This is a genomic window from Micromonospora yasonensis (assembly GCF_026013475.1).
Lineage (GTDB): Bacteria > Actinomycetota > Actinomycetes > Mycobacteriales > Micromonosporaceae > Micromonospora > Micromonospora yasonensis.
The window spans coordinates 1-4496 of record NZ_JAPDPH010000359.1 but is presented as its reverse complement, the minus strand read 5'-3'; the positions used below and the strand labels follow the sequence as shown (position 1 = coordinate 4496).

At 74.4% G+C, this 4496-nt stretch carries 2 protein-coding genes; both read left to right on the top strand.

Annotation, left to right across the window (positions count from 1 at the left end; genetic code table 11):
* On the top strand, window positions 1-2848 hold a 2848-nt coding region (locus tag ONA70_RS34950), incomplete at its 5' end, for a type I polyketide synthase (protein WP_265010758.1).
* Window positions 2838-4496, top strand: a 1659-nt coding sequence (locus ONA70_RS34945) for a type I polyketide synthase (RefSeq protein WP_265010757.1), incomplete at its 3' end; no start/stop codon positions are given. The genes ONA70_RS34950 and ONA70_RS34945, both read left to right, overlap by 11 nt.

The following is a 4496-nucleotide window of genomic DNA, read 5'->3' as shown; positions in this document are numbered from 1 at the left end:
CCCCTTCGACCAGCGGCACTACTGGCTCACCGCGATTCCGGCCGCCGACACCCACCACCTCGGACTGCGGCCCAGCACGCACCCGGTGCTGCCGGCGGCCCTCGAACTAGCCGGTACGCCGGACGTGGTCCTGACCGGCCGGCTGGGCATCAACGAGCAGCCCTGGCTGGCCGAGTACCGGCTGCTGGGCAGTGTCCTGCTGCCGCCGACCGCCACGCTGGACCTGGCCCTGCACGCGGCCGACCAGGTCGGCTGCGACCAGGTCGACGAGCTGACCGTGCGCGAACCGGTGGTACCCCCGCAGCAGGGACACGTACGGATCCAGGTGAGCGTGACCGCCGCGGACGAGTCTGGCCGCCGGCCGATCACGATCCACGCGGGTACGGCCGACGGCGCCGACGGGGAGGTGGTCTGGCACCGGCACGCCACCGGGCTGCTCTCCTCGTCGGGCACGCCGGCGCCCGACGCGGACACCGCCTGGCCACCGCCAGGCTGGGACACCGTCGACCTGGCCGCGCTCCGCGAGCGGGTGGCGGCGGCCGGTTGGGAGCTGGGCCTCGACTGCCTGGCCGCCGGCTGGCAGCGCGACGACGCACTCGCCGCCGAGGTACGCGTCGACGGCGCCGACGGTCATGTCCTGCACCCGGTGCTGCTGGACGCCGCGCTGCGGCTCGTCGCGCCGCCCGACGCCGAGGGCACCGTGGCGTTGCCGATGGCGTGGTCGGGCGTACGGCTGCACGCGGCGGGAGCGACCGACCTGCGAGTCCGGCTGCGCCCGGACGGCCCGGACGGATGCGACCTGGTGGCGGTGGACCGGACCGGGTCGCCGGTGCTGTCGGTGGAGAAGGTGGCGTTCCGCCAGGTGCCCCTCGACAGCCTGCCCGGGCAGGCCACCGCACAGGGACAGGTGTGGCGGTTGGACTGGGTGCCGGTCACGCTGCCCGCCGGGCCGGGCGCCACCGACGGGTGGGTGACGATCGGCGAGCCGGTGCCGGGGTGGGATCTGCCGTCCCACCCGGACGTGGACACGCTCCACGAGGCCGTCAGCGCCGGCCGGCTCACCGCCCCGACGCAGGTGATCGTCGCGCTACCCGACCACCGCAGCGGCGACGACGAGGTCGACGTGCCGGCGGCGGTGCACGAGGTCACCGAGCGGCTCCTGCGCACCCTGCAGACCTTCCTCACCCGACCCGCGTACGCCGGGGCTCACCTGACCGTCCTCACCGCCGGCGCCGTCAGCACCGGCGAGCGGGACCGCCTGACCAACCTGCCGGCCGCCACCTGCTGGGGCCTCGTCCGTACCGCGCAGACCGAGCACCCCGACCGGGTCAGCCTCATCGACACCGACCACACCCCGGACAGCCTCCGCGTCCTCCCCGCCGCCGTCACCAGCGGCCAGCCGCCACTCGCCATCCGGGCCGGCACACCCCACAGTGCCCACCTGACCGTCGACACCACCGCGGCCACCACACCGGCGCGGGCCGCCCGGCCCAGCCCGGTCCCCGAACCCACACCCCGAGGCGTCGACCCGGAGGGCACCACGCTGATCACCGGCGGCACCGGCACCCTCGCCCAGCACACCGCCCGCCACCTGGTGGCTCACCACGGCCTACGCCACCTGCACCTCGTCAGCCGTCAGGGCCCCCACCACCCCGATGCCGCCCGTCTCATCCACGCACTCACCGGCCTGGGCGCCACCGTCAGCGTCACCAGCTGCGACACCATCGACCGTTCCCACCTCGCCGAGGTCATCGACCACATCGACCAGACCCCGCACCCCCTCACCGCCGTCATCCACACCGCTGGCGCCGTGCACGACGTCACCCTCACCAACCTCACCCCCGAGCAGCTGCACCCGACCCTCGCCCCCAAGGTCGACGCCACCTGGCACCTGCACACCCTCACCCGCCACCACCGGCTCACCCACTTCCTCCTCTACTCGTCCATCGCCGCCACCCTGGGCACCGCCGGCCAGGCCAACTACGCCGCCGCCAACACCTTCCAGAACGCCCTCGCCGAGCACCGAAGGACCCTCGGCCTGCCCGCCACCAGCCTCAACTGGGGCTACTGGGCCGACACGAGCACGCTCACGGCCCACCTGCGGGACGGAGACCTCGACCGCCTCGAGAACGCCGGCATCGCCGCGATGACCACCGCGCACGCCCTCACCCTCCTCAACACCGCCCTCAGCACCGGCAACCCCACCCCCGTCACCGCCCACCTCAACCCGGCCAAGCTCCCCGCCCACCTCACCCGAGCCGCCGTCGGCGCCGGCACGTCCACGGCCCAGTGGGCCGACCTGCTGCGCGACCGGGACTGCGCCGAGCAGCGGCGCACGCTGACGGACCTGATCCGTGGGCAGTTGGCGAAGGCACTCGGGCACGCCGACGCGTCGGGGATCGGGGAGAACCGGGGCTTCCTCGAGTTGGGCCTCAACTCGCTGACCGCGCTGGAGTTCCGCAACCAGCTCGGCCGGCTCACCGGCCTGCCGCTGCCCGCCACCGTCGTCTTCGACCACCCGACCCCGGTCGCGCTGGCCGCGTATCTGGCGGAGCAGCTGACGCCACGGCAGGCCGACCCGGCCGAGCAGGCACTGGCCGAACTGGACCGGCTGGAGAGCGCGGTACGGGCGTTGAACGGCGACGCCTCGCACGGGCGGGACGCCCTGGTCACCCGCCTGCAAGGACTCCTGCACCAGCTCACCGGTGTGGAGCCGGCATCGGCGTCGCTCGCCACCGACATCCTCACGGCCACGCCCGAGGAGCTCTTCCACCTGCTCGACCACGACCTGGACGTTGAACTCACGCAGCTCGATCTCACCGGTGAGGTGGCCACGGATGGCGAATGAGGAAAAGCTGGTCGCGTACCTCAAGCGGGCCACGGCGGATCTGTATCAGACCCGCCAACGCCTGCAGGAGGTGGAGGAACGCGCCCGCGAGCCGATCGCGATCATCGGGATGGCCTGCCGCTACCCCGGCGGGGTGACCTCGCCGGAGGAGCTGTGGCGACTGCTCGCCGCCGGCACCGACGCGATCGGCGAGTTCCCCACCGACCGGGGCTGGGACCTCGCCAGCCTCTACCACCCCGACCCGGACAACCCCGGCACCACGTACGTCCGGGAGGGCGGCTTCCTCTACGCCGCGGCGGACTTCGACCCCGGGTTCTTCGGGATCAGCCCACGGGAGGCGCTGGCCACCGATCCGCAGCAGCGGCTGCTGCTGGAGGCCGCCTGGGAGACCATCGAGCGGGCCGGCATCGACCCCACCACGCTGCGCGGCACCGCCACCGGCGTGTTCACCGGGGTGGTGGCCCAGGACTACGGGCCCCGGCTGCACGAGCGGGATCAGGCGCCGGAGGGGATCGAGGGCTACCTGCTCACCGGCAACACCTCCAGTGTGGTGTCCGGCCGGGTGGCGTACGTGCTGGGGTTGGAAGGACCGGCGGTCACCGTGGACACGGCGTGTTCGTCGTCCCTCGTCGCGCTGCACCTGGCCTGCCAGGCGATCCGTACCGGCGAGTGCGACCTGGCTCTCGCGGGCGGGGTGGCGGTGATGACCACCCCGGACAACTTCGTCGAGTTCGCGCGGCAGCGGGGGTTGGCCGCCGACGGCCGGTGCAAGCCGTTCGCGGCGGCGGCCGACGGCACCGGCTGGGGCGAGGGCGTCGGGCTGCTGCTGGTGGAGCGGCTGTCCCGGGCGCGGCGGCTCGGACACCCGATCCTGGCGGTGGTCCGTGGCTCGGCGGTGAACCAGGACGGCACGAGCAGCCAACTCTCCGCCCCGAACGGCCCCTCGCAGGAGCGGGTGATCCGGCAGGCCCTGGCCAACGCCCGGCTCACCCCGGCCGACGTCGACGCGGTCGAGGCGCACGGCACCGGCACCACCCTCGGCGACCCCATCGAAGCCCAGGCCCTCCTCGCCACCTACGGGCAGCAGCGGCGGGACGACCAGCCGCTGTGGCTCGGGTCGATCAAGTCGAACATCGGGCACACCCAGGCCGCGGCCGGCGTCGCCGGGATCATCAAGATGGTCCTCGCCATGCGGCACGACCTGCTGCCCCGCTCGCTGCACATCGATGCCCCGACCTCGCACGTGAACTGGGACAGCGGCCGGGTGCGGCTGCTCGACCGGGCGGTGGGCTGGGCGCCCGGCGGGCAGCCGCGCCGGGCAGGGGTGTCCTCGTTCGGGATCAGCGGCACCAACGCCCACGTGATCCTGGAGGAGGCGCCCCCGGCGGAGCCGAGCCCCGCGCCGGCCGCCGACCCGTGGGACGGGTGGGTGTCCTGGACGTTGTCGGCCCGGACCGAGGCGGCGCTCCGCGACCACGCGGCCCGCCTGGCGGCCTGGCTGGCCGCGCACCCGGAGGTCGCCCCGGCTACGGTCGCCGACGCGCTGGCCCGGCGGACCCGGTTCGCGCATCGGGCGGTGGTCACCGCCGCCGGCCGCGACGAGTTCGCCGCCGCGCTGGCCGCCCTCGCCAACGGCGAGCCGCACCCC